Annotated in this window: 21 protein-coding genes and 1 pseudogene; 8 read left to right on the plus strand and 14 right to left on the minus strand. The window is 60.1% G+C overall.

The window, feature by feature from the left end; genetic code table 11:
• Positions 1-110 precede the first annotated feature (110 nt).
• Genes V9T28_RS17950 through hpnK form a run of 4 tightly spaced genes read left to right on the plus strand, consistent with a single transcriptional unit; the run spans position 111 to position 4,510 of the window.
• On the plus strand, positions 111-1,067 hold the full coding sequence (locus V9T28_RS17950; protein ID WP_158554868.1) for a lysylphosphatidylglycerol synthase domain-containing protein: 957 nt from the start codon (positions 111-113) through the stop codon (positions 1,065-1,067).
• A 19-nt stretch (positions 1,068-1,086) separates the two neighbouring features.
• Positions 1,087-2,232, plus strand: a complete 1,146-nt coding sequence (gene hpnI, locus V9T28_RS17955; protein ID WP_116402109.1) for a bacteriohopanetetrol glucosamine biosynthesis glycosyltransferase HpnI — start codon at positions 1,087-1,089, stop codon at positions 2,230-2,232.
• Positions 2,233-2,234: 2 nt separating this feature from the next.
• Complete coding sequence (gene hpnJ / locus V9T28_RS17960) at positions 2,235-3,674, plus strand: hopanoid biosynthesis associated radical SAM protein HpnJ (protein WP_116402298.1); 1,440 nt, start codon at positions 2,235-2,237, stop codon at positions 3,672-3,674.
• Positions 3,671-4,510 carry a hopanoid biosynthesis-associated protein HpnK gene (gene hpnK / locus V9T28_RS17965; protein ID WP_116402110.1) on the plus strand — a complete coding sequence of 280 codons (840 nt, stop codon included), beginning with the start codon at positions 3,671-3,673 and terminating at the stop codon, positions 4,508-4,510. Before hpnJ ends, hpnK begins: the two co-directional genes overlap by 4 nt.
• 356 nt (positions 4,511-4,866) lie before the next feature.
• Here the strand turns inward: hpnK and V9T28_RS17970 are convergent, their stop codons facing one another.
• On the minus strand, positions 4,867-5,640 hold the full coding sequence (locus V9T28_RS17970) for a hypothetical protein (protein ID WP_147306489.1): 774 nt from the start codon (positions 5,638-5,640) through the stop codon (positions 4,867-4,869).
• Between V9T28_RS17970 and V9T28_RS17975 the strand changes: the two genes are divergently transcribed.
• On the plus strand, positions 5,630-5,824 hold the full coding sequence (locus V9T28_RS17975; RefSeq protein ID WP_147306490.1) for a hypothetical protein: 195 nt from the start codon (positions 5,630-5,632) through the stop codon (positions 5,822-5,824). The genes V9T28_RS17970 and V9T28_RS17975 overlap by 11 nt on opposite strands.
• A 35-nt stretch (positions 5,825-5,859) precedes the next feature.
• Here V9T28_RS17975 and V9T28_RS17980 read toward each other — a convergent pair.
• Positions 5,860-6,808, minus strand: a pseudogene (locus V9T28_RS17980) (IS1595 family transposase).
• 119 nt (positions 6,809-6,927) lie between these two features.
• Positions 6,928-9,516: a hopanoid transporter HpnN gene (locus tag V9T28_RS17985; protein ID WP_116402112.1), complete on the minus strand. Its 2,589-nt coding sequence runs from the start codon at positions 9,514-9,516 to the stop codon at positions 6,928-6,930.
• Between the two features lie 731 nt (positions 9,517-10,247).
• Between V9T28_RS17985 and ispH the strand changes: the two genes are divergently transcribed.
• Together ispH and hpnH are read left to right on the plus strand one after the other, a co-directional pair.
• On the plus strand, positions 10,248-11,174 hold the full coding sequence (ispH, locus tag V9T28_RS17990) for a 4-hydroxy-3-methylbut-2-enyl diphosphate reductase (RefSeq protein ID WP_116402113.1): 927 nt from the start codon (positions 10,248-10,250) through the stop codon (positions 11,172-11,174).
• Positions 11,175-11,218: 44 nt separating this feature from the next.
• On the plus strand, positions 11,219-12,370 hold the full coding sequence (gene hpnH / locus V9T28_RS17995; RefSeq protein WP_116402114.1) for an adenosyl-hopene transferase HpnH: 1,152 nt from the start codon (positions 11,219-11,221) through the stop codon (positions 12,368-12,370).
• Here hpnH and V9T28_RS18000 read toward each other — a convergent pair.
• The 8 genes from V9T28_RS18000 to V9T28_RS18035 all read right to left on the minus strand — a co-directional run bounded on the left by V9T28_RS18000 (position 12,311) and on the right by V9T28_RS18035 (position 20,872).
• The gene (locus tag V9T28_RS18000; protein WP_116402115.1) at positions 12,311-13,039 is read right to left on the minus strand and encodes a phosphorylase family protein; all 729 of its coding nucleotides are present in this window, start codon (positions 13,037-13,039) and stop codon (positions 12,311-12,313) included. The genes hpnH and V9T28_RS18000 overlap by 60 nt on opposite strands.
• Before the next feature lie 49 nt (positions 13,040-13,088).
• Complete coding sequence (gene shc / locus V9T28_RS18005; protein ID WP_116402116.1) at positions 13,089-15,062, minus strand: squalene--hopene cyclase; 1,974 nt, start codon at positions 15,060-15,062, stop codon at positions 13,089-13,091.
• Entirely contained in the window at positions 15,059-16,357 is a 1,299-nt protein-coding gene (gene hpnE / locus V9T28_RS18010; RefSeq protein WP_116402117.1) for a hydroxysqualene dehydroxylase HpnE, read from the minus strand. Before hpnE ends, shc begins: the two co-directional genes overlap by 4 nt.
• Entirely contained in the window at positions 16,357-17,190 is an 834-nt protein-coding gene (hpnD, locus tag V9T28_RS18015) for a presqualene diphosphate synthase HpnD (protein ID WP_116402118.1), read from the minus strand. The genes hpnE and hpnD overlap by 1 nt, the downstream gene beginning before the upstream one ends.
• Complete coding sequence (gene hpnC, locus V9T28_RS18020; protein ID WP_116402119.1) at positions 17,187-18,059, minus strand: squalene synthase HpnC; 873 nt, start codon at positions 18,057-18,059, stop codon at positions 17,187-17,189. Before hpnC ends, hpnD begins: the two co-directional genes overlap by 4 nt.
• Positions 18,059-19,234 (minus strand): glycosyltransferase, encoded by a 1,176-nt coding sequence (locus V9T28_RS18025; RefSeq protein ID WP_245424198.1) that lies wholly within the window; start codon positions 19,232-19,234, stop codon positions 18,059-18,061. The genes hpnC and V9T28_RS18025 overlap by 1 nt, the downstream gene beginning before the upstream one ends.
• The gene (hpnA, locus tag V9T28_RS18030; RefSeq protein WP_116402120.1) at positions 19,204-20,196 is read right to left on the minus strand and encodes a hopanoid-associated sugar epimerase; all 993 of its coding nucleotides are present in this window, start codon (positions 20,194-20,196) and stop codon (positions 19,204-19,206) included. Before hpnA ends, V9T28_RS18025 begins: the two co-directional genes overlap by 31 nt.
• A 247-nt stretch (positions 20,197-20,443) precedes the next feature.
• Positions 20,444-20,872, minus strand: coding sequence for a hypothetical protein (locus V9T28_RS18035; protein WP_116402121.1), 429 nt, complete (start codon positions 20,870-20,872; stop codon positions 20,444-20,446).
• A gap of 139 nt (positions 20,873-21,011) precedes the next feature.
• Between V9T28_RS18035 and V9T28_RS18040 the strand changes: the two genes are divergently transcribed.
• Positions 21,012-21,485 carry a hypothetical protein gene (locus V9T28_RS18040; RefSeq protein ID WP_116402122.1) on the plus strand — a complete coding sequence of 158 codons (474 nt, stop codon included), beginning with the start codon at positions 21,012-21,014 and terminating at the stop codon, positions 21,483-21,485.
• Between the two features lie 28 nt (positions 21,486-21,513).
• On the opposite strand, the gene nadC is transcribed toward V9T28_RS18040, so the two are convergent.
• The 3 genes from nadC to nadA are packed head-to-tail and all read right to left on the minus strand — an operon-like array spanning position 21,514 to position 24,890.
• Positions 21,514-22,374 (minus strand): carboxylating nicotinate-nucleotide diphosphorylase, encoded by an 861-nt coding sequence (gene nadC, locus V9T28_RS18045; protein ID WP_116402123.1) that lies wholly within the window; start codon positions 22,372-22,374, stop codon positions 21,514-21,516.
• Positions 22,375-22,386: 12 nt separating this feature from the next.
• Positions 22,387-23,928 carry an L-aspartate oxidase gene (locus V9T28_RS18050; protein ID WP_116402124.1) on the minus strand — a complete coding sequence of 514 codons (1,542 nt, stop codon included), beginning with the start codon at positions 23,926-23,928 and terminating at the stop codon, positions 22,387-22,389.
• A complete protein-coding gene (gene nadA / locus V9T28_RS18055; RefSeq protein ID WP_116402125.1) occupies positions 23,925-24,890 on the minus strand; it encodes a quinolinate synthase NadA in 966 nt (321 codons plus the stop codon). Before nadA ends, V9T28_RS18050 begins: the two co-directional genes overlap by 4 nt.
• Positions 24,891-24,917 lie beyond the last annotated feature (27 nt).

The raw sequence follows: 24,917 nt of genomic DNA on the forward strand, positions 1-24,917 counted from the left end.
TCCAGTCAGCGTGGCATTGTAAAATCAGCGTCTTCGACTACGACCCGCAAGATTCAGATTGCTGAAATTGACCAATGGCTCTGCGTTTACTTCGTCTCTCAAAGCCTCTCATGGCGGCGCTCTTTGGCATTTGTTTGCTGATCGGCATCACATTGTATGGGGGCGTTGGCAGCGTCACACAGGCGATTGAAACGGCCGGATGGGGCATGCTGCTCATCGTCCTTGCACGCTTCATCCAGATTGAGGCTTCTGGGTTTGCCTGGCGGATCGTGCTCCCCGCGCCTATTGCCTGGTGGGTTTGCCCGCTTCTTCGGTGGATTCGCGAGGCGATCAACGTGCTTCTTCCTGTGGCGCAGGTCGGCGGCGAGGTCGTCGGCGTCCGTCTCCTGACCAAATATGGGATCGCCGGTCCTGCTGCCGGCGCGAGCGTGCTGGCCGACCTTCTGGTGCAGGTCTCCACGCAAGTCTTGTTTTGCCTGCTCGGCCTCGCGCTCTTCTTCCTGAAATCCGACGACCCTCGGCTGGTCCTGTGGCTGACAGGTGGCGTTGCTCTTTTCGCCCTCGGCGTCGGCGGGTTTCTCGCGGTTCAGCGCGGGGGAGGAGTCGATTGGATCGAGACGCGGCTCACATCCCTGGCCGCGGCGAATAACTGGAACCTACCATCGGGAATCGTCGGTCTTTCTGCGAATCTGGCGCAGATCCATGCGATGCCGTCCCGTCTTGCCATGGCTGGCGCGATCCATCTGGCGATTTGGCTCTTTGGTGCCAGCGAGGTCTGGATCGCGTGTCACTTCATGGGACAACCCCTCGACTTTGCCGGGGCACTCGTGATCGAAAGCCTGTCCCATGCCGCACGGGCAGTCTTCTTTGTCATCCCCGGCGGTGTCGGCATCCAGGAGAGTTCGATCGTCGCCCTCGCCGCCACTTACGGTCTTACGCCACCTATCGCCGTAGCTATCGGCTTGCTCAAGCGAATTCCCGACATCATACTGGGAATTATCGGTTTATTGCTCTGGCAGAGCGTTGAACTTGGCTGGCTCCGAACCAAGTACGGCATGGGGACATAGAGACTTTCGACGTATCGCAATGCAGATGCTTGGCCAAATCCTTGAAATTCTGATCGTCGTCGGTTGTGCTTACTGGCTTATGGCGGCCTGGCTCGTGTCCAGATATGGCGGCGCGCGGACTGTTCCGTTGGTCACGACATATCCTTCAGTGACCATTCTGAAGCCCTTGTACGGCGCCGAGCCCAACCTCGCAGCCAATCTGACCTCCTTTATTCAGCAAGATTATCCCGCACCCATCCAAGTGATCTTCGGAGTGCAAAGCCAGTTTGACAAGGCGTTGCCCATTGTCCGGTCTGTCATGGACGCTTTCCCGAACCGCGATCTCACCCTCGTCGTGAATTCGCAGCGGCACGGGGAAAATCCTAAAATTTCTAATCTTATCAATATGATGCCGCAAGCACGCAGCGACATCATCCTCATCGCCGACAGCGACATCGGCGTCGATGCAGCTTACGTCTCCCGGGTCGTCGCGGAACTCGATCGGCCAAACGTCGGCGCGGTGACATGCGCCTATTACGGGGCAGGTTACGGCGCTCTATGGTCGAGGCTTATGGCTCTGGCGATCGATAGCCATTTCCTGCCGAACGTCGTCGTCGGCTTGGCCTTGAAGCTTGCGACCCCCTGTTTTGGTGCCACCATCGCATTGAAACGGGAGACCTTGGAGATGCTCGGAGGATTCCAGGCATTTACCGACGTCCTTGCTGACGACTATGCCATCGGCGAAGCGGTCCGGCGGTTGGGGCGCCAGGTGATCATTCCGGCATTTCTGGTCGGCCATACCTGCAGCCATGCGAGTTTCGTAGAACTCGTCGCGCATGAAATTCGCTGGGCGAAAACCATCGCAAATGTCGATAGAGCCGGGTTTCTTGGTACCGGTATCACCCATGTCATTCCCTTATCTTTGACTGCGCTGGCGATCGGCGGGGCAACGGAGCGTGCGGCCCTCCTTGTCGCCGCGTCGTTATTGTGCCGCTATCTGTTACTATGGAGCGTGGCACGGCGTTTCAATCTCACAGGGATAGCCTATTGGCTCTTGCCCGTGCGAGACTGCTTGTCTTTTTGTGTTTATCTTGCGAGTTTCCTGCCCTTCGAGGTCCGGTGGAAAGGAGACCGTTTCCTGGTCAAGATGGACGGTACCATGGCCAGGCGGCCAGAAAGCGAATGATGATGCGCACATTGTTTCTTCAAGCTCCGTCTTTCGAGGGTTTCGACGGGGGAGCTGGGTCCCGCTACCAGGCGCGCCGCGAGATTGGGTCGTTCTGGTATCCGACGTGGCTCGCCCAGCCGGCGGCCCTGGTGGAAAACAGTAAACTTGTCGACGCACCGCCCCATCGCACGCCCTTGTCGCAGATCACAGGCATGGCCCGCGACTTTGACCTTGCGGTGCTGCACACATCGACGCCTTCGTTCAAATCGGACGTGAAGACCATCGATGCGTTGAAGGCCGCCAATCCCAATCTCAAAATTGGCTTGATCGGCGCGAAAGTCGCGGTCGATGCGGCCGGTAGCCTGGCCGCCGCGCCGAATGTCGATTTTGTCGCTCGAAACGAATTTGATTTCACGATCAAGGATGTTGCTGACGGAATTGACTGGCAGGCGATCCGCGGACTTTCCTATCGCAAGTCTTCCGGAGAGATTGTCCATAATTTGGACAGGCCGATGATCGAGCAGATGGATTCTCTGCCGTTCGTCACGCCGATCTATAAGCGCGATTTGACGATCCGCAATTATTTCATCGGCTATCTGAAACACCCCTATATCTCCCTTTATACGGGACGCGGCTGTAAGTCGCGCTGCACCTTCTGCCTGTGGCCGCAGACTGTCGGAGGCCATCGCTATCGCACGCGCAGCGTCGGACATGTTCTCGACGAAATCGCCTGGGCCCAGAAGGCCTTTCCGGAGGTCAAGGAATTCTTCTTCGACGACGATACATTCACCGATGACCTGCCGCGCGCCATGGAAATTGCGAAGGGCCTTGGCAAGCTCGGCGTCACCTGGTCTTGCAACGCGAAGGCGAATGTGCCGCGCGAAGCGCTGAAAGTGATGCGCGACAGTGGTCTGCGCTTGCTTCTCGTTGGATACGAGTCGGGTAATCAGCAAGTCCTGCACAACATCAAGAAGGGCATGCGGATCGACGTCGCCGAGAATTTCACCAAAAATTGCCATGAGCTTGGCATCACCATTCACGGCACTTTCATCATGGGACTGCCCGGTGAAACCAAGCAGACGATTGAGGAAACAATCGAATTCGCCAAGAGGATCAACCCGCACACGATTCAAGTGTCGCTCGCCGCACCCTATCCCGGCACTTTCCTCTATAGACAGGCCATCGAAAACGGTTGGCTCGACGATGCCAATGCGGAGCTTGTCGACGACCATGGCGTGCAGATTGCGCCGCTGCATTATCCAGGCCTGAGCCACAGCGAGATCTTCGATTCGGTTGAGACGTTCTACCGGCAGTTTTATTTCCGCTCCGGCAAGATCGCGTCGATCGTCGGCGAGATGGTGCGCAGCCCGGCCATGATGAAGCGGCGGTTGCGCGAAGGTGTGGAATTCTTCCATTTCCTGCGCGAGCGGCGTGAAACATCGCGGGAAATAGCCTCCTGAACGCAGTCATTGTCACCGCCGACGATTTTGGCCTGTCGCGTGAAGTCAATGCGGCGGTGGAAGCCGCCCATCGCAATGGCATTCTGACATGTGCCAGCCTGATGGTGAGCGGCAACGCTGCCGCCGACGCCGTCGCCATCGCGCGCGCCACGCCAAGTCTCAAGGTTGGCCTTCATCTCGTCCTCGTCGAGGATGTGCCGACGCTTCCCATAGACGCCATTCCTGATCTCGTCGACAAATCGGGCCACTTTCGCCGCGACCTTGTGCGCGCCGGCACCGAAATGTTCGTGTGGCCCAAAGTCCGGCGGCAGCTTGCCGCGGAGATCACCGCCCAGTTTGAAGCATTCAAGGCCACAGGCCTTTTGCTCGATCACGTGAATGCCCATAAGCACTACCATCTGCACCCAACCATCGCCTCGCTCATCCTTTCAATTGGCGCGCGATATGGGATGCGCGCGCTCAGAGTGCCGTCCGAACCGATCGCACTCATCCGGTCGATTGAACCGACGAAGGTGACGATGGCGCAAACGGCGGTCGCCTTCTGGAGCCGCTTTCTGCGCATGCGCGCGCGGCGCAAGGGACTGATCGTCCCTGACCAAGTCTTCGGACTGGCGTGGTCGGGTGCGATGACCGGACAGCGGATCCGCGAGGTCCTTGCACGCCTGCCGCAGGGCATCAGCGAGATCTACACGCATCCCGCAACCGCCGGCGGCTTTGCGGGCCAGGCAGCGGGATACCGCTACGTCGACGAATTGCTCGGATTGACCGCGTCCGACACGCTCGAGCTGGTCAAGAGACGCCGGCTGCGTCTCTGCAGCTTCAGCGATCTTGGCTGAAGCCCTCTTCGCTCGTTTCCAACTCACTTCGGATCGCGGCAACGTCAAATATCTTAAATTCCTTCTTATCATATTGATATAATTTGACTATTCTCTCTATCAGTTCGTTCCCAATTTTGGTTCACAGGGAAACCGGTCTCATCCGCGAAAGGCGGGAAACGTTGCGGCACGCGACACGCGTGCAAGCACGCCGTCACGCGAACTCTTTGGCTCAGAACCGTCCTAATTGATCGCGGTGACACCGCCGAAGTAAATGTTCACTATATGTTCTAGATCAAAATTTGTCAAATCGAAAGGGTATTACGCACTTGACAAATCTAGAACCAAATAAGAACAAGAGTCGGCAGACTGGCGACTCAAACTTTACGACGGATGCCCTCTTCGCGGATTGCTTTCGCAATAAGGGCAATTTGCGTTTGAGTCAAAAGGCTAGTCTGCAGCAAATCGATATCCTGAATATCCTGATTGGGAAGGGGCCACAGCTGCGCGAGTCTGGTTCCTGTATATCCCTGAAACATATGGGGGACACGGGTAAGGACTTGGATACAAAGTCTCCCAAGCAAGAATGTAACTACGAGATTCTTGACTATCTCGGTGGAACCATCAGCTTTTGATAGCTGTCCTCTAAACGCGTCGGAAGAATAAAATTGTCCCAGTTCTACGGGAACGTCGCCTCTTGCCAGCAAGATTAGCCAATACGGTGGCGGCTCTCCTGTAAGTCTTAAACAGTCTCTTTCCTGTTGGCTAACGGCATATAAATCAACTGAAACGGATAGCGACGCAACCATCACCATGTGGGCAATGCGCGCAGCCAATATTCTTTGATCCTCGACGGCAATTTTGGTCGACCCACAAATTAGAGGTTTCAGCACCGGGTACGATTTCTCTTCTAGCAATCTCATCCAACCGGCATTGCAATTATTACACACGCGTCTCAGTTGTTTTGACCAAACATTCCCGGATCTGGTCCTTATCGTTCTTTCGGTCTCCGGCAATTGTTCTATGATTAAATGCGTTCCAAATTGCCCATCCAGAAGTGTTAGAAGGCGTTTTCCGAAGATATGCTGCTTCGTCATCCCAAAGCCGCCGCAGAAGGCGCATTTTCCCGGAGGTTTGACCATGGTCAGCAAGACACCTGTCGTTGAAGAATTAACCGATGTGGAAATTACGCAGCGCATGAACAATGCACTGCGTCGCGCCCTAACCACGCCGCCATCGCCGACAAAAGAACTCGTCGGGAAAACAAATCGTGCGCAAAAGAAGGGAAGGAGTCGAGTCAAAACAGCAACTCGATCATCTCCAAAATCGCCCTGATTTTGGCTCTGTTGCGTTTGAACCGCGCCTTGCGATTACGCAGTACGAGGTTGCCTGTATGTGAGGCGCTTGCCTTCGATACCCTTGATCGCGGCGCGTGCGCTCCGTGCCGTCAATGCCGAGTTTCATACGGTTTGAATAACGGTTTGAATAGCGGAAATCGAATTCGTTCAGATACGCCTGCAAGTGCGCATCGCCTCAGTGCTGATAGACGCCGGTCATGCCACGTTTGAAAATACCGAAAAAAACCTTCGACCGTGTTTGTTGTTGTCTCGCCGCAGGCATATTCGCCATCGCCGTGGTTCACGGCCCTATGCTCTTCAAACTTCTCGCCAATCTGCTTATAGTGCTGCGCTTCGTCCGTGTTCAACGTGCTATCGAGAACGACATGCGCGCCGATGACGGTCTTTAGCGTCTGGATGGTCAAGTCTTCCACTTTGACCGAGACGGCGCGGCCATCGCGCTCAACCATCGTCAGAACCTTGCGCTTCGTCGCCGTCCCGCGCTTGCCCTGCCAGCCCTTACCGCTGACGAACCTCTGTTCCGGCTTGCCTATGAAAGTCTCGTCAATCTCAACCGTCTTGTCCTTGCCACCCAGTGGCTCCGGATCGCGGTCCGCCATAGCTTCGCGAACGCGGTGAGCCATGAACCAGGCTGTGCGGTAGGAACCGAGGCCAAGCGAGCGCATGAGTTGATGGGCAGACACGCCTTTCTTGCTGGACGCCATCAAACGGAACGCCAGCGCCCACTTGTGAAGCGGGACATTGCTGCTTTCCATGACGGAGCCGACGGTCACTGAGAACTGTTCGTCGCAAGCGCGGCTTTATAAAGGCCCGGACGATGAGCCGTGCCCTTGAGCGCCGTAGCCTCGTTTACAACGCAGCAGTGCGCGCATACGGGGCCGTTTGGCCAACGCATCGCCTCGAAATACTTACGGGCGGCGTCTTCGTTGGAGAAAATCGGGTTGGTGAGATCGACGGACATTGCGGCTCCTATGTTCCGAACAATAGCGGAACATCCGTCGGTTTGTCAGGTGCATAATACCCGATCGAAAGAATAGGCAACAACTCTATGCTCCGTCAGATTTACAGCCCCCCTGCCGATCACTTCTCCTCGTTGGCGGGCTCAATTTGGCGTGGCGGTCCCATGAGAATTGGCTGAAAGAAGACCGCGGCTGCCAAAGTGCTGACCAGAGACAGCGCGAGCAGCTCGCCCATGCTCGATGTGCCCGGGTGATGCGAGAACCATAGGCTGCCAAAAGCCGAGGCGGTCGTCGCGGCGCTGAACAGCACCGCGCGCGTCAAGCTGGAGGCCAGAAGATTGCGTTCGCCGGAACGCCAGGCCATGACAAAATAGACCTTGAAGGCGACGCCGACGCCGAGCAGCAGCGGCAAGGCGATGATATTGGCGAAGTTGAGAGGAAGGTCGAGCAGCGCGGTCAGCTCCAGCGTGACAACTCCGGCGAGCAGCAGCGGGATCAAAGTCAGGAGGACATCGGCTATGCGCTTCAGCACGACCAACAAGAGGATCGTGATACTGAGCAGCGCAAAAGCGCCGGCTTTGAAAAACGCATTGACGACGGTTTCGCTCGCATCCTGGATCGTGACCGGATATCCCGTCGCGTCGGGCGCAACGGCGCGAACGGCATTGGCGAATTGCCGCAAGACAAGATTGTCGTTGGTATCGCCCCGTGCGAACACTTCAATCGCCGCCTTTCCGTCCGCTGTGGTCCAATCGCCTCGCAAATCGGACGGCAGGTTTTCCAGCGTCACCGGCGCAGCCTGAAGGCTTTCGTGCAGCCGCGACAACATGTTCGGAAAACCAGCAAATAAGGCTTGCTGCGCCGCGGCGCGCTGAGCCGTGGTCCCATCTGCGAGCCGGGTGAGGAGGTCGGTCAATCGCGCGACCGATTGATCCTGTTGGCCGAAATCCGAGAGTGCCGCGGTGGCTTGGTGGAGCGCAGCCGCCACCTCGGCATCCGGCGCCGCGTCGGTCGGTGGCGCGTCGCTCAAGGCAGGCTCGAGTCCGGCTTTGGCCTCTGCGATCGCATCGAGCTTCTCTTTTTGGTCTTTTGGAACGAACGAAGCGAGCGTGACCGTTCGCTCGACTTCCGGCAATTGATTAAGCTCGCGCGCAGTGTCCTCGGCCGCTTGCAGTGATGGACGCAAGATATGAATTGTGGCCGGGCTCGTGTCGGGATCTCGGGTCAAGTCGATGAAGGTCGAGACGGATTCGACTTTGGCACTGCGCAGATGAATGGGATTGAAATCGAAGCGCACATGCCACAACAACGGAAGCCCCAACGCGACGGCGAGCAGCGTAATGGCCAAAATCGGGTAACGGTAGCGGGCGGTGAACCGATCGACGGGGGCAAGAAACAGGAAGCCGACGGGCTCTGCTTCGCCACGCGGTCGCAAGATCCGCATGCAAGCTGGCAGCACCGTAATGCTGGTGACCAAAGCGACGATCATGCCGGTGCCCGCGATCAGGCCGAGTTCTGACAGGCCGCGATAGGACGTCGGCAAAAACGAATAAAATCCAGCCGCCACTGCGGCTGCAGCAAGCGTCAGAGGCCGGCCGGCCTTGAGGGCGGTTTGATCGAGCGCGATCGAGAGATCGTCACTTTGGTGCCGCTCATCCCGATAGCGCACGCTGAACTGAATGCCAAAATCCACGCCGAGTCCCACGAAGAGGACGGCGAAAGCCACCGAGATCAGATTGAAAGTGCCGACCATCAAGAGGCCGAGCGCGGCGGTGATCGCCAGTCCGACGACGAGACTGACGAGAACCGCCAGAATGATACGGGCCGACCGCAAAGCCAGCCAGAGGATGATGAGAATGGCAAGGCCCGTCAGAATGCCGTTCAGGCCCGCCCCTTCCGCCAGGGTGCTGAATTCTTGATCGGCCATGGGGACATCACCGGTCAAGCGCACGCGTATGCCGTTTTCGGGCGTGAGTTTGAGCTCTTTCGCCGCCGATCGGATGGCTTCGTCCGCCAGATGACCAGGTTGAAGATCGGTGAAATCGAGAACCGGACGCACGAGCAGCAACCGACGCGTGCCGCGCTTATCCGCCGGGCCGCCGAGGCGGTTCCAGTCGAGTCCCATGGCCTTGCCGGCCAAGACGCCATCGAGCGTGTCCGAAATGGCGCCGATGGCGTTCTTATCGAGGGCGTCTGGCGGGGTTTGGCCTGACGCCAAACCATTGCCGAGGCCCGTGAGCACGTGCGCCAGGCCTTCGACGCTGGGGTCGGCGGCAAGGCCCCCGAGAAACGGCGCGAGCCCTTCGAGCTGGCCGGTGACATGGCGGACGTCGTCGGTTGGCAGGTACAGGAGGCCGTTTTGCGCGAAGAAAGACCCGGTCCCGGTCTGACGGACCAGTTGGATGGCGTTCGGCATCGTTTCCAATTTATGCGCCAAAGAGTTCGCCGCCGCGTCGGCCTGGTCGGGCGATTGCGCGTCGACCACCACGACAACATCGGCGATCAAATTGGGAAAGGCCGCATTAAAGGCGGCTTCATAGCGGCGCCAGGCGACATCGGGCGAAATCAGGTCGCTCGAATTGGTGTTGATGGCGAAATGCGCTGCCGCGTAGATCGATGCCCCGGCACCAAGAAGCACTGCCAATAGGACCGTGAGATAGGCGCGCCGCGTGCACGCCTGAACAATACGAAGAACGAAAACCTCAACCAATGTGTTTGCTCCCGACGCCGGCGCTTCGCGTAATATCACCTCTTATGCCAAAGGTCGCGAGAAGCGACCTTGGGACCGCTCTTCATTTTTCGCTCTCGGCCTTGAAAAAGGCGAAAAATGAAGAAAGGAACCAACGGTCATTCTTCGTGACCGTTGGTATTAATGCCAGGAGCGTAGCGACAATTTGACTATATGGTCCATATTTCTATAATAAAAATGATAGCAGCATCAAAGACGTTGCGCGCGTAGCCATCAAATTGCAGCGCTATGTTTCGGTATTGCTTGGACCCGTTTGAGAAGCGTTTCGCGTTGTTGCTTCGGTTGTGGAGGATCCGGCTGTCGTTTCCCTGAACTCGAGCTGATTGACGTCTACGTCGCGCCAGCGCGCCAACCTATGGCGTGAAGACGCAGGAGTCCAAGATGTTTGCAGAACAACGCTCCGCCAAGGCAACACCGGTCATAGAGTTGGCCCGCAGAATTCGCATAGCTTGTTCGTGCGTATCAAGTTATGCGCCCCAAAATGGGCAAATTAAATTGATCAATTTCATGCCTTTTTTGGGCCTCATAGATCGATCGGCAACGTTTCGGTGACCGAAGCAGAACAAAACTATGGCCGTCGCCCTTGAGACGATGGTAGGTGAGACATAAGATTTGGGTGACCCAGCCTTCAACCGTCGGGGGGTGGTTCAGGTCATATCTTGACGGGTGATGGTGAAGACAGGCTGCCATTGATGAAGGTTATTCTTGCTACACCTCGCGGGTTTTGCGCTGGCGTCATCCGGGCGATCGAGATTGTCGAGCTCGCCCTGAAGAAACACGGCGCTCCTGTCTATGTGCGCCATGAGATCGTTCATAATCGCCATGTGGTTGAAAGCCTAAAGGCCAAAGGCGCGCGTTTCGTCGGCACGCTGGATGAAATTCCGGCAGGCGCGATTACGATCTTCAGCGCGCACGGGGTTGCACAGGCAGTCGAGGATGAGGCGCGCAGCCGAGGCCTGCCTTTTCTTGACGCCACTTGTCCTTTGGTGGCGAAAGTTCACAATCAAGGGCGGCGCTATCGTGCGCAGGGGCGAGAAATCGTCCTGATTGGCCACGCCGGTCATCCCGAAGTGGAAGGGACGCTCGGCCGTATCGAAGGAAAAGTCCATCTGATCCAAACGGTTGCGGATGTGGCAAAACTCGCCTTGCCCGACGACACGCCGCTCGCCTATGTCACCCAGACGACATTGAGCCTTGACGATACGCGGGCGATCATCACGGCGCTGGAGCGACGTTTCAGCGACGTGGTCGGACCCGATACGCGCGACATTTGTTATGCCACGCAGAATCGGCAAGGCGCGGTGCGGGAACTGGCGCAAAACGTCGATATGATTCTGGTTGTTGGCTCCAACAACAGCTCGAATTCCAATCGCTTGCGGGAAATCGGCGAGGAATCCGGCGTTCCAAGCTATCTCATCGCAGACGAAACCAAGATCGATCCTGTTTGGCTTCGTGGTGTCGGGACAATCGGCCTGACCGCTGGTGCGTCCGCGCCGGAAGTGCTGATCGAACGGGTGATCGATCGCCTTGCCGAGTGGCACGCGGTGGACGTCTCCACCATGGCGGGCCGCGAGGAGAATATTCATTTCAGATTGCCGGCAGAACTCGTCGAAAGCTAATTCGCTACATGCCGCGGTCTTTGAATCGTAAAGGTTGATATCGGATGGGAATCCCGCTGAACCAAATGGCGCGCATCGGCGCCTATATTGTCAAGAACGAGATCCGGCGCGTGCCGCGCTACCCGCTCGTGTTGATGCTTGAGCCGCTGTTTCGCTGCAATCTTGCTTGCGCAGGCTGCGGCAAGATCGATTATCCGGCGCCGATACTCAATCAGCGGCTGTCAGTCGAGGATTGTTTGAGCGCCGCCGATGAATGTCCGGCGCCTGTCGTCGTCATTGCCGGCGGCGAACCTCTGCTGCATCGCGAACTGCCTGAGATCGTCGAAAGGCTGCTTGCCAAAGGAAAATTCGTCACGGTCTGCACCAATGCGTTGCTGCTCGAAAAGAAACTCCACCAATATAAGCCGCACAAGAATTTCAACTGGTCGGTGCATCTCGACGGCGACCAGACACACCATGACAAATCGGTGTGCCAGACTGGCGTTTACGATAAGTGTGTCGAAGCCATACGTGTCAGCAAAGCGGCGGGTTTCCGCATCAACATCAATTGCACGTTGTTCAATGATGCGGAGCCCGAGAATGTGGCGCGTTTCCTCGACACGCTGAAACCGCTCGGCGTCGACGGCATTACGATTTCACCCGGTTACGCTTATGAACGCGCGCCGGACCAGCAACACTTCCTCAATCGCACGGCGACCAAGACGCTGTTTCGCGAAATTTTCAAACGCGGACGCAATGGCCGGAATTGGGACTTCTTCCAGTCGGGTCTGTTTCTCGATTTCCTCGCCGGCAATCAGACCTATCATTGCACGCCTTGGGGCAATCCGACGCGCACGATTTTTGGCTGGCAGAAGCCTTGCTATCTTCTCGGCGAAGGATACGCCAAAACCTACAAGGAATTGATGGAGACGACCGACTGGGATTCCTACGGCACCGGCAATTATGAAAAATGCGCGGACTGCATGGTGCACAGCGGCTTCGAGGCGACTGCGGTTCGGGACGGGTTCAAGCATCCGCTCAAGCTTCTCTCCCTCAGCCTGAAAGGCCCGCGCACGAGCGGGGAGATGGCGCCCGATATTTCGCTTGAAAATCAGCGACCGGCGGAATTCGTATTTTCGCGCCATGTCGAGCACAAACTAAAGGAAATAGGGGCAGCCAAGACCGGGACCGAGCATCTGACAGACGCGGCCGAGTGAGGTCGCTGCCGATCGCGACAGACGCGCAAGGTTGACGATCTCGCCCATCTGGCCCGGATGTTTTACGAGATCGATTAGGATGCGGCCGATATCGGGGCGGCCGTCACTACGCAGTTGGATGAGCGCCGCGGATGGCAATGTCGATTGGGCCGTGTCCGCCACCGCGCGGATGACCACGAATGGCAATCCATGGACGCGCGCGACCTCGGCGACAACGTGCGATTCCATGTCGACGATTGACGCGCCCGTTGCCGCTCGGAGTTGCCGCTTGGCGTGCGGCGTGCTGATGGCGACATCGCTTCCCGCAACGTCAGCGCATACGGCCTCGTCGCAGGTTGCGCGCAGCCGACGCAGCCAGTCGGCGTCCACGTTCCAAGACCGGTTGCCCTCAACGACCCGATTGGGCAACACCAATGTTCCGGGCGCAAGCTCCGGAGCGAGCCCGCCCGCCAGGCCGAAGCTGACGAGCCCGACGGTTCTGCCAACACCCAGGCTCAATGCCAAACGTTGCCGCAAGAGGTCGGCCCGCGCCGCGCCGCAGACCGTCGGCACACCAATACCCCGCGTCATGCGCGCTTCGAGCTCCAAGCCGCATGCGGCAATGACCTGCGGCTGATCGCGCGTTGCGCGCGCACTGCCCGTGCCGGCCGGAGTCAAATCGGGCAGCACCTACGCGGCCCTTGCTCGAACATTCCGCCCAGAAGCGGCGCGCTTCAGCTTACATGCCATGCAGCACCCGCGCGCTGTTACCTTTCTGCAGATTTCGATACCGCGCGACGGCCCAAAGCGGAAAGAACTTCGCGTATCCATGATAACGCAGATAGAAAACGCGCGGAAATCCCGTCCCCGTATAATGATCCTCCTTCCAGAAGCCATTGTCGGTCTGACGGTCGAGAAGCCACTGCACACCGCGCGCTACGGCCGTGTGCTGCCCCTCCCCTGCAGCCATAAGTCCAAGCACCGCCCAAGCGGTTTGCGAGGCGCTGCTCGCCGCCGGCTGATAGCCGGCGTAATCGAGGCGATAGCTGCTACAATCTTCGCCCCAGCCGCCATCGGGATTCTGAATCGCGATAAGCCAATCGACCGCTTTGCGGATTTGCGGCGTCTGCGCATCGAGCCCGACCGCATTCAGCCCGCAGAGCACCGACCATGTGCCGTAGACGTAATTGACGCCCCAGCGCCCATACCATGAGCCATCCTTGCGCTGATCCAGCCACAAATAGGCGAGCGCTTGCCGGACCGATTGGCTCGACGCCTCCGTCTCGCCAAGCTGGCCCAACATTGACAGGCAACGTCCGGTCACGTCCGCCGTCGGCGGATCGAGCAGAGCGCCATGGTCCGAGAACGGAATGTGATTGAGATATTCGTAATCATTGTCGGCATCGAAGGCACTCCAGCCGCCGTTGCGGCTCTGCAATCCCTCGACCCATTCGCGCCCGCGCGCGATGGCATCGGCAAAATCGCGATGATTGGACGCGTTCTGCGCGCGGTCCATCGCCATCACCACGACCGCCGTATCGTCGAGATCAGGGTAATGGTCGTTGGCGAATTGAAACGCCCAACCGCCAGGCCTGAGCGCGGGCCGCTGCACCGCCCAATCGCCTTTCACATCGAGAATCTGTCGCGGCTTCAACCAGGCGAGGCCTTGATGCGCCAGCGCCGCCCCCTCGCCTCCGTCTGCTTCGAGCAAGGCGTGACAGGCAAGCGCCGTGTCCCAGACGGGTGACACGCAAGGCTGGCAATAGGCCTCGTTTTCCGTCACGATCAAGAGCTTGTCGATCGCATGCCGGGCGATCCCAAGCGCAGGATCGTCGGCCTTATATCCCAGAACGTCGAAGGCCATGACCGCATTGGCCATGGCGGGATAGATCGCGCCGAGACCATCTTCGCCATTCAGCCGTTCGAGAATGAATGCCTCGGCTTTGGCCAGGGCGCGTTCGCGCGGGCGGCGCGGGAACAACGGCTCGACAAGACGCAACGCCCGGTCGATGCCAGCGAAAATCTGCGCGTAAGGGGCCTTTTGATGCGGCCCCTTGGGCCAATGCCGCACGCGATCGGGCGGCACGACAAAGAGCTCCTCAATGCCGACGCCGCGCGGATTCTTGGCAATGGGCTTCAGCGCCTGCAGAATCAGCAAAGGCACGATGACGGTACGCGCCCAATAGGAGATCTTGCTTAAGTGAAAGGGAAACCAGCGCGGCAAAAGCATGATTTCGACCGGCATCACCGGAACGGCGCGCCAGGGCACGGCCTGGTAGAGCGCCAATAGAATGCGGGTAAAGACATTGCTTCGCGCAGCGCCGCCATGCACCAGGATCGCAGCGCGGGCGCGCTGCATATGGGGCATGTCCGGCGTATCGCCGATCATCTTGAGCGCAAAATAGGCCTTGACGCTGGCACTGATGTCGAGCGCCCCACCTTCGAACAACGGCCATCCGCCGTGCGCGCCCTGAATGCGGCGCAGATAGACCGCAATCTTCCGCTCCAACTCCAGATCGTCGGGTTCGGCGCGATAATGGCGCAACAAGATGTATTCCGCCGGAATTGTCGCGTCGGCCTCAAGCTCGAACAGCCAATGGCCATCCGCATCCTGACACGCCTTCAAGGCCTCGCGACCGCGATCGACCGCAAGCTCGAGCTCGGACACAAGAGGCTGCGCCAGCTCATCCGTTTCGCCGCTTGAGGGCATCATGTTCCGCTCGCCTCTTTCGATCTGCGCGACGAGAACGACCGCCGCGCAGAAGATCCCGCCACCAAGCCGGCGGCGGTCACGCCCGATCTAATGGCACCCTCTATGGTCGCCGGCAAGCCCGTGGCGGTATAGTCGCCCGCCAAGAGGACATTGGACCACCTGGTGTGCGCAGGCGGGCGGCGCGCCTCTTCCTGTGGCAGCGCGGCAAACGTTGCACGCTTTTCTTTCACGATTTGCCATGGCGGCATATCCGCCGAGAACCCGGCCGCAACCTGGATATCGGCCCAGAGCCGCCGCGCAAGCTCCTCGCGCGGTTGATCAAGCAAATGATCGGCGCTGCTGGTGGTCGTCGAAATACGATCCGGATAGGCGAAGATCCACTCGGCCTGCCCGCCGATCACGCCCAATATGGCGGGCATCGTCCTGGGCGGCGCAATCTTGAAGTGGCCATTGACGATGGCACGATGTTCTTGCGGTACTTTGAGGTCGGGAAAAATTTGTGCCGCGACCAGTGCCGGCACCGCAAGGACGACGGAATCATGCGGCTCGACCGGAACGGTTTGTTTCGCGAAGATGAGGCCGACGGCGCGATCGCCCTCATAGGCCATCGACTGGAGCCGGCTCGCGAACTGAATGGATGCGCCATGCCGCTCAAGAAACGCAATCGCCGGATCGATGAGCGCCGTCGACAATCCGGCTTGCGCCGCGAGCGGGCGACAGGCCGCGCCGCCGCGCAGCAAGGTTTGCGCGACCACGGCGCGCGCCAATTGCGCACTTGCCGCGGGCGGCTCCGTGTTCAAGGCCGCCTGCAACAAGGGCTGCCATAAGCGCTCATAGATCGTGCCGTGACAGGTCAGAACATCGCGGACAGCGACCGCGCGCCGCCCAAACTGCACGCGTAAGAGTTCCAAATAGTCGGACCAGCCCGTCCCTGGAACGCGGCGGGCCTTGTCAAAAATCCACCACGGCACCAGACCTTCATTGGGTTCGATCCGCCAGCGCTCGCCGCTCTTCAGATCGACGAAATCGAATGCGGCCCGGTCCGGTCCAACCAAGTGGTCGCGCGCGCCGATTCGATCGACATAGGCCATGGCTGCCTGATTGCCGGAGAGAATGAGGTGATTGCCGTTATCAATCGTCGCACTCAATCCTTGGTCAAAATAGGATCGGCAACGTCCGCCCGGAAAGGTCGCGGATTCATACAAGCTCACGCGCCTTCCCTGCTCCGCAAGAGCGGTTGCTGCGGACAGCCCTGCAAGACCTGCGCCGACGACATGAACCGTCCCGTTGCGCATCAAAAAAAACCGTGACGCACGAGCAGGCCGATCAAGGTCAGCCGATCGAGGCGAACGCGTTCGCGCGGCCCTTGAAATCCCCGCGCCTCGAGGCGATCGAGGAGCAATCGATAGACTGCTCCCATCAGGCGCGGCGCGCGCGTTTTGGAACGCGGGATTCGCTCCCATACTGCAGCGGCTTGACGAAAATGCTCGTGCGCCCGCGCGGTGACCGGCCGGCACGCTGCATCGAGTGCCGGATGGCGTAGCACCTCGCTCGGATGCCGGCTTTCAATGTGTGCCTCGCGCAGGGCTTCTTCGGGTAGGTAGAGACGGCCTAGCCCCGCGTCTTCGTCGAGATCGCGCAGAATATTGGTGAGCTGCAGAGCGCGGCCGAGATGATGCGCCAAAGGCATGCTGTCGTCGTCGCCGATCCCAAAAATCCGATTGGAGAGCCTACCCACCGCGCTCGCGACACAATCGCAATAGTGATCAAGCGTCGCGAAGCTGGGTGCAATACTATTGCCCTTCGCATCCATCGTCATGCCTTCGAGGAGCGCGGCCCAGTCGTTTCGATCCAGACGATACTGCTCGACGACGCCCGCGACTTCGGCAAAGCGGCCCGGCGGACCACCAGCATACAAAGTATCGAGGTCGCGACTCCAGTTTTCGAGCTCGGCCAATCGCTGTGCCGACGTGCCGCCTTCATCCGCGACATCATCGATCTCGCGGCAGATATCGTAGACGGCATACATCGCTTCGCGCTGCGGCCGTGGCAGGATGCGCATCGCGGCATAAAACGAGCTGCCTTTGGCGCGGGTCGAATGTTGAATCTGCGTCTCCATCGCGGTCATGTCAGCAACCGGACATTCGATGCGTCTTTGCGTGCGCCAAACCGCGCACGCGATATCAAGGTGGAGGCGGTAATCATGAATGTTTGCGATTTATCAAGATGCACGCGCTCGCTCAGCGGATCGCGATATTTGAGCAGCTCGACGAGCCGCGTGGCGAGCCGATGAATGATCGCAACCTCGAGCGAAAGCCGAGTGCTGCGAATGTTTCGCGAGAAGGACGCGGCGTCGCCCAGCAGCTCTTCCGTGCGGGCCGCCAAGCTTGACAAACAATGCCGCAGAGCAGGCGATGCGCGCTCCAATCCAAGATCGGACACCTGCGCTCCGGCGGCGCGCAGGTCGTCGAGCGGCAGATAGACCCGATCGAGCGCCCGATAATCCTTGCTGCAATCCTGCAGGTGATTGATGATTTGCAGCGCAGCGCAAAGTGCGTCGTTGGCCGGCCAAAGATTTTGACTCTCGCCGTGCACGTCGAGGACATAACGGCCGACAGGCATGGCGGACAGCCGGCAATAACCAATCAGCGCATCCCAATCCTCATAGCGCGATTTGCTGGCATCGATCTTAAAGGCGGCGATCAAATCGCACGCATGCGCGGGCGTCAGATTGCGCTCGGCAAGGATGGATCGGAGCGCAATCGCCGTTGGCTCTTTATCATTGTGACCGAGAAGGCTCGCCTCGAGCTGATCGAGCAAGCGCAATTTCTCCGAGGCCGGAAGGGTCGCATGATCCGCGACATCATCGGCCGTTCGCACAAAATTGTAAAAAGCCATGATGGCGGGGCGATGCCGCTTGGCGATGAGCCAGGATGCGACGGGAAAATTCTCGTCTCTCGCACCTTTGCCCGAGCTTGCAGATCCAGCACTATCCATCACATGTCCCTCGACGCCTGCACGCGCCCTTTCCATTGGCCGCCTCGACCCGCCGCATATTGAAGTGCGGAATCGAGCGTAAAGGCCATGTAGCAGACGGCGATGACGGGCAGAAAAGGGCCCCAAAGCCATGAAACATTATAATATTGGAGCGTTGGTATGAAAACAAGCGCCATGCCGGCCCATGTTGCGAGCGCAATATAATTGGCCGGCGCAGAACCAAACAAGGCAATGGCAGGTGGCACCACATAAACAAGAGCCATGCCGATCAATGTCGCCAACAATATGGCAGACGAATAGCGAAGCTGCGCATAGGCCGAGCGCGCCACCATGCGCCGGATGTCGTCGAAATGATCGTAGATTCGAATACTGTCGGCGCGGTGCGTGAGGCCGAGCCAGATCTTCCGGCCCTGGCCCTTGAGCAGCGCGGCAAGCGTGCAGTCATCAATCAGGGCGCCACGGATCGCCGCGATCCCACCAAGCTCCGTCAAAACTTTCCGGTTCACAAGAACGCATCCGCCGGCTGCCGCAGCGGTGCGCGAACCGGCCTGATTGACCCAACGGAAAGGGTAGAGCATCTGGAAGAAAAAGATGAAGGCGGGGATAAGCATTTTTTCGGCGAAGCTCACGCAACGGAGCCGTGCCATCAGCGATACGGCAGCGAGATCGCCTTGTGCCGCGCGCGCCACCATCATGCGCAACGTGTCGGGCTTGTACGTGATGTCGGCATCACTCAGCCAATAATAGGTCGGTGCCGTTTCATCCGCGGCGATGAGTCCCTGATGAAGGGCCCATAATTTGCCGGTCCAACCGTTCGGCAAAGGAGAACCGCGCAAGATCGTGAGGCGATCGCTCTTCGAGAGTTGCGCAGCGGCAGCCGTTGCTTCCTGCGCCGTTGCATCGGCGCTGTCGTCGTCAACGATCACGACACGGAAAGGGCCGGCGTAATCCTGCACCAGCAATGACGTGACCGCACGGCCGATGACATCGGCTTCATTTCGCGCCGGAACAACAGCCACGACGGCTGGCCACGCGCTGGGAGAAGCGGCAACATCGGGCTCATCACGCTCTGCGGCGCGCCAAAAGCCGCCACGCGCCAGAATCAGATAGGCCCAGATGGCAGCACTGAGAAGCGCCAGCATCATCATCGCAGATATCCCACGGATCGAAACCATGCGACCGCTTCGACCAGGGCTTCATGATAAGGACGCGCGTGATAGCCAAGTTCGTTTTCGGCTTTGGTCGATGAATAGTACATTTTGTAGCGCGACATGCGTAATGCGTCGAGACTGACAAATGGCTCGCGGCCGGTGATGCGGGCGATCGCCTCGGCGGCAAAGGCGACAGGCATCACCATACCCGGCGACAAGCTCAAACGGGGCGCCCGCCTACCGACCAGCGACGCAATATCGGCAAGCATCTGCGCGAGCGAAATATTCTCCCCACCCAAAATATAGCGTTCGCCAATCCGGCCTTGCCGGAACGCGGCCAGGTGTCCCGCCGCGACGTCATCGACATGGACGAGATTGAGCCCGGTGTCGACAAAAGCGGGCATGCGCCCGGATGCCGCTTCGACCACCACGCGGCCGGTCGGCGTTGGACGAATATCGCCGGGGCCGAGCGGCGCCGTAGGATTGACGATGACAGCCTGAAGGCCCTGTTCGCGCACCATCCGTTCAACCAGGTCCTGCGCGGCGACTTTGCTTTGTTTGTACGCCCCAACGGCGTCGGCTTCCCGAATGGAGGCCGTTTCATCGCTGGGGATGGGTGTATCCGGCGGTTTGAGCGCGGCAACGCTGGATGTGTAGACAACCCGTTCGACGCCTGCGGCCAGGGCTGCGTTCATGACGTTCTGGGTGGTCGTCAAATTATTTTGCCGAATCTCGTTCGGATTCGGTGCCCAGAGGCGATAGTCGGCGGCGACGTGAAAGAGGATTTCGGCCCCACGCATGAGTCGGGTGACCGCCTCGGGGTCGCGCAGATCGCCGAGGATCGTCTCGCAATCGATCTCCGCGAGATTGCGCCGTGCCGTCGAGGCTCGCGCAAGGGTACGCACGTTGAAACCTTCTTGCACGAGCCGCCGGGTCACCGCCGAGCCGATAAATCCGTAAGCACCCGTCACCACCGCTAGCGTCATGCTTGTTGCTATTCCGTTCGCACAAGGGAATTCCGATCGTATCCGCCGAAACTAGCTAATTCGGCTGTTGCCGTCGAGAGACGCCGCGCGTGACGAGGAGGGAGAGCGGGCATGTGCTTCAAACGACACAATGGCATCGCGCAGATTACCATTTCAATTTTCGCTATAGTAAGTGCCGGTCGATAGGTATTCTACCAATTTGCGGAAATTTCTATGTTGTCCGTAAGCAGCCAGAGGCCAAGCCCGTTCATCTGCGCTTGGCGACGATCTCCTTGCGGGCGAAATCACGCGCCGCATCGGCACGACAGACGGCTGCGAAGGACTGATACATCGTTCCCGCGTTTCTCATCGCGATCTTGTCGCAGCGATCCAGCGCCATTTGATAGGCCCGCTTCGTGGCGGCGCTCGCCTTACCCATGAAGATCGGCTCACATTTCTCTTGTACCGTGGTGGAGAGCGCATTGTCCCCGCTCGAGCCGAGCTGGCACGCATGGAGCAGCCTTGCCGCCCGATCGCAATCCGGCGCGTCGCTTATGACCGCCGCCACCGCTTGCATATAGGAGCCGGCTTTCTCGATATCCGTGTCGCCGACCGGGCACGTCTCGGCCGCGATCGCCGTTGCGCTCAGGGAAATCGCACCCAGGAAGGCAAGGACGGATGGCACTTTCCCGAGCATAGGTCCCCCCGCTCGCTTCTGGTCAGTGATCCACCACGTGATATCATCGCTATCACCAGGATGCCAGCGAGCTGAGCGCGCTCAATCGATAGCAGCATCAACAAGGGCGACAAGAACACGAAATTCGAGAGACCGATCCATGACGAAATTTCTGTCGACTAAGATTGTCACACCGCTACTCGCCGGCACTTTCATCTTAAGCCTTGCAGGCTCGCCCGGGGCGCAGGCGCAGGAGGCTTTCGCCGGTACGTGGACCATCAGCAAGGCCGACACTGCCCCTTGGGCCTCCGCCCCGCCGAAACCCGACGACGAGCTCAAGCTCCTCATGGGCAAGACCGTGAGCTTCCTCAAGACCCGCATCGACGGCCCCAGGCCCGTGCGCTGCGCCAAGCTCAAATACGAGATCAAGGACTATACGCCGGACATGCTGTTCCAGGGTACCCTCAGCGCCGACCCGGCCAAGCAGGCGGCTGCGCTCGGCTTCAAAGGTGAGACGATCAAGACGCTCGAGACCGGCTGCGGCAACGAACTCGACTACCACATGGTCGACGCCAACACAGTGCTGTTCGGCCTGAACGACCGCGTCTACACGCTCGCCCGCAAGATGCCTTAGGAGAGCATAGTCCCAAAACGTGGGGAACTCAGACCGCGCCGCCCCAACAATCCAATCCGATGTCCAGCGTCGGCGCGCTGTGGGTGATCCATCCGATTGACATCAGATCGACCCCCGAGGCCGCGATTTCAGGAGCTGTCTCTGGCGTCACCCGGCCTGAAGCTTCGGTGATCGCGCGGCCGGCAACCATGCGGACGGCTTGGCGCAATTGGTCCAACGACATGTTGTCGAGCAGCACGGCATCGGCACCAACACTCAACGCCTCCTCCAATTGTTCCAGAGTGTCGACCTCCACCTCGATCTTGACGAGATGGCCAACGCCGGCCCGCACCCGCTCGATCGCGGTGCGAACGCCGCCCACCATCGCGATGTGATTGTCCTTGATCAGCACGGCATCATCGAGACCGAACCGATGATTGCTGCCGCCCCCTGCCCGCACCGCATATTTTTCCAGCGCCCGCAAACCGGGTGTCGTCTTGCGGGTGCAGACGATGCGCGCTTTGTGTCCCGCAACCGCCGCGACAATGGACGCGGTCGCTGAGGCGATGCCGCTCAGCCGGCACAGAAAGTTCAGCGCCGTCCGCTCACCCGAGAGAAGCGCGCGCGCCGGGCCATGAATGAGCGCAATCGTCTGCCCCGGCTCCAGGCGGGCGCCGTCATCGCATTGGCGGCTGATCTCCATCCGCTCCTCGAGGAGCCGCCAGGCCAGCGCCGCGACGTCAATGCCCGCCAGGACGCCGGGCTGGCGCGCTATCAGTGCGGCACTGAAGACAAGATCGGCGGGTGCCAATGCGTCGGTGGTCAGATCGCCGGCACGGCCGAGGTCTTCGAGCAGGGCGTTTCGCACGACGGGCTCGATCATAATGGTGGGCAGGGGATAAAATGGCATGGTCTCGCTCGTTCAGGCGATGAGGGGCTGGTCAATCGGAGAAAGGTCGCGTGCGGTTGACAATGCCTCGTCAAGGCACAGCACGGACCGTCTGGGAATGGCGTCACGCATGGGAAAATCGGTCCGCCAATGGGCGCCGCGGCTTTCCTGCCGGCGCCAGGCGGCAACGGCCATTATCAGGCCGGTGAGCGCCGGATCAGCGGCCGGCCCGCGGCTGTGCGCAATCGGGAGCAGCATGCGGATCATCTCCTCCAAGCCGCGTCCGTCCCGCAGAACACCGAGCCCGCGCGAGAGAATGGCGCGAAGGCTGGACGGATCGGACGCGCAAGGGAGCCCGATCTCACGTGGCCGCACCGACCGCCCCGCATCTGCGCCGGCCACGCTCTGCGCGACCCATCCCGCACATACGACGGCTTCCAGCAGCGAATTGCTGGCGAGCCGATTGGCGCCGTGGAGCCCTGTTGCGGCCGCCTCGCCGCAAGCCCACAGTCCCGGCACGCTACTGCGTCCTGATGCGTCCACGGCGATGCCGCCCATGTGGTAGTGAACCGCCGGCTGGATCGGGATCAATTGGGTGGCCGGATCGATCCCGGCCGCCCGGCAGGCCGCGGTGATGACCGGGAAGTGCTCGGCGAAATGCGCACCGGGCTTGACGCGCGCATCCAAAAAGGTCGCGTGCCCCGCGCTGAGGCGCCGCCACACGCCGCGCGCGACAATATCGCGGGAGGCGAGTTCGGCCCCAGGCTCGCCGGCGAGGAACCGGTCGCCGGTCTCATCGACCAGCAACGCCCCTTCCCCACGCACCGCCTCGCTGATGAGCGGCGCCGGACGATGCGGCCCGGCCAGTGCGGTCGGGTGGAACTGAATGAACTCGAGGTCCGCCAGCTGCGCCCCGGCGCGGGCGGCCAGCGCCAATCCCTGACCGAAGCTGCCATCGGGATTGGTGGTCTGCGTGAACAGGCCGCCGATGCCGCCGGTCGCGATGACAACGCGGTTGGTCGGAAGCGTTGCGCCGCCGCGCGGACCGGCGACCAGCACGCCGCGCAGCACGCCATCCTCCACGAGCAAGCGCCTCGCCTCGAACCCTTCAAGCACAGTGATCGACGGCGTGGCGCGCGCCGCGGCCGCGAGCGCGCGCACGATCTCCCGTCCCGTGCCGTCGCCAGCCGCATGGACGATCCGCCGGCGGCCGTGCGCCGCCTCCAGCCCCAGCGCCAGCGCGCCATCCGGCATGCGATCGAAACGAACGCCGAGACGGCATAGGGCTTCGATGGCCGCCGGCGCCGCCGCGGTAATCCGCGCGGCCGCCTCACGGTCGCAAAGACCATCGCCGGCGGCCAGCGTGTCGTCGAGATGCAGCGACGGGCTGTCATCCGTCCCCATGCTCGCCGCCAGGCCGCCCTGGGCCCAAACACTCGAAGACTCCGCGCCGAGCCGTCCCTTCGACAGCAAGATCACCGGCTGAGGCGCCAGCCGCAGAGCGGTCATCAGGCCTGCGATGCCGGCGCCAATGATCACCGGCTGACCGGCCAGCTTCAAAAGATCGCGGGTCATAGGGCTAGCATCCTCTCGACGGCGCGGCGCGCTTGATCGGCCACCGCCGGATCGACCTCCACCACGTGCTCGTTCCTCTCCAGCGCGCGGCGGATGTTGCGCAACGTGATCCGTTTCATATGCGGGCACAGATTGCACGGCCGGACAAAATCGAGGTCCGGCCGCTGGGCGGCAATGTTGTCGCTCATCGAACATTCGGTCAGCAGGACGATCCGGCCAGCCCGTTGCGCTCCGACATAATCGGACATGGCCGCCGTGGAACCGGAAAAATCCGCCGCCGCGACAACCTCCGGCGGGCATTCCGGATGGGCCAGCACCACGACGTCGGGATAGGCCTCGCGCAATTCGGCGATATCGGCGGGCGTGAAGCGCTCGTGCACCTCGCAATGGCCTTTCCAGGCGATGATCTCGACATTCGTCTCGGCGGCGACGTTCTTAGCGAGATATTCGTCCGGCAGCATGATCACGCGCGATGCGCCGAACGATTCCACGACCTTGCGCGCATTGCCCGACGTGCAGCAGATGTCGACTTCGGCCTTCACATCCGCCGAGGTATTGACGTAGGCGATGACCGGAACGCCGGGATAGCGCTGGCGCAGCAGGCGGACATCGGCGGGCGTGATGGAATCGGCGAGCGAACAGCCGGCCGCGAGATCGGGAATGAGCACCGTCTTTTGCGGATTGAGCAATTTGGCGGTCTCGGCCATGAACCGCACACCGGCGAGGACGATCGTCTGCGCCTCGACCCTGGTCGCCTCGCGGGCCAGTGCAAGGCTGTCGCCGACAATGTCGGCGACGCAGTGAAAGATTTCCGGGGTCTGATAATTGTGCGCGAGGATGACCGCGTTGCGCGTGCGCTTCAACGCCAGAATGGCCTCGATATCCGTTTCGAACACCGGCCATTCGGCGGGCGGGATCACGGTACGGACGCGATCGTAAAGGGCGGCAGCGGATTCGTTCATTTTTTATACTCCAGTTGAGTATAATTA

It is taken from the genome of Methylovirgula sp. 4M-Z18 (genome assembly GCF_037890675.1).
Lineage (GTDB): Bacteria > Pseudomonadota > Alphaproteobacteria > Rhizobiales > Beijerinckiaceae > 4M-Z18.

Excerpts from the sequence above, each read along its gene's own strand:
- V9T28_RS17950 (WP_158554868.1), top strand. The coding sequence starts at position 111 with ATGGCGGCGCTCTTTGGCATTTGTTTGCTGATCGGCATCACATTGTAT.
- hpnI (WP_116402109.1), top strand. The coding sequence starts at position 1,087 with ATGCAGATGCTTGGCCAAATCCTTGAAATTCTGATCGTCGTCGGTTGT.
- hpnJ (WP_116402298.1), top strand. The coding sequence starts at position 2,235 with ATGCGCACATTGTTTCTTCAAGCTCCGTCTTTCGAGGGTTTCGACGGG.
- V9T28_RS17975 (WP_147306490.1), top strand. The coding sequence starts at position 5,630 with ATGGTCAGCAAGACACCTGTCGTTGAAGAATTAACCGATGTGGAAATT.
- ispH (WP_116402113.1), top strand. The coding sequence starts at position 10,248 with ATGAAGGTTATTCTTGCTACACCTCGCGGGTTTTGCGCTGGCGTCATC.
- hpnH (WP_116402114.1), top strand. The coding sequence starts at position 11,219 with ATGGGAATCCCGCTGAACCAAATGGCGCGCATCGGCGCCTATATTGTC.
- shc (WP_116402116.1), bottom strand. The coding sequence starts at position 15,062 with ATGATGCCCTCAAGCGGCGAAACGGATGAGCTGGCGCAGCCTCTTGTG.
- hpnE (WP_116402117.1), bottom strand. The coding sequence starts at position 16,357 with ATGCGCAACGGGACGGTTCATGTCGTCGGCGCAGGTCTTGCAGGGCTG.
- hpnD (WP_116402118.1), bottom strand. The coding sequence starts at position 17,190 with ATGACCGCGATGGAGACGCAGATTCAACATTCGACCCGCGCCAAAGGC.
- hpnC (WP_116402119.1), bottom strand. The coding sequence starts at position 18,059 with ATGGATAGTGCTGGATCTGCAAGCTCGGGCAAAGGTGCGAGAGACGAG.
- V9T28_RS18025 (WP_245424198.1), bottom strand. The coding sequence starts at position 19,234 with ATGGTTTCGATCCGTGGGATATCTGCGATGATGATGCTGGCGCTTCTC.
- hpnA (WP_116402120.1), bottom strand. The coding sequence starts at position 20,196 with ATGACGCTAGCGGTGGTGACGGGTGCTTACGGATTTATCGGCTCGGCG.
- V9T28_RS18035 (WP_116402121.1), bottom strand. The coding sequence starts at position 20,872 with ATGCTCGGGAAAGTGCCATCCGTCCTTGCCTTCCTGGGTGCGATTTCC.
- V9T28_RS18040 (WP_116402122.1), top strand. The coding sequence starts at position 21,012 with ATGACGAAATTTCTGTCGACTAAGATTGTCACACCGCTACTCGCCGGC.
- nadC (WP_116402123.1), bottom strand. The coding sequence starts at position 22,374 with ATGCCATTTTATCCCCTGCCCACCATTATGATCGAGCCCGTCGTGCGA.
- V9T28_RS18050 (WP_116402124.1), bottom strand. The coding sequence starts at position 23,928 with ATGACCCGCGATCTTTTGAAGCTGGCCGGTCAGCCGGTGATCATTGGC.
- nadA (WP_116402125.1), bottom strand. The coding sequence starts at position 24,890 with ATGAACGAATCCGCTGCCGCCCTTTACGATCGCGTCCGTACCGTGATC.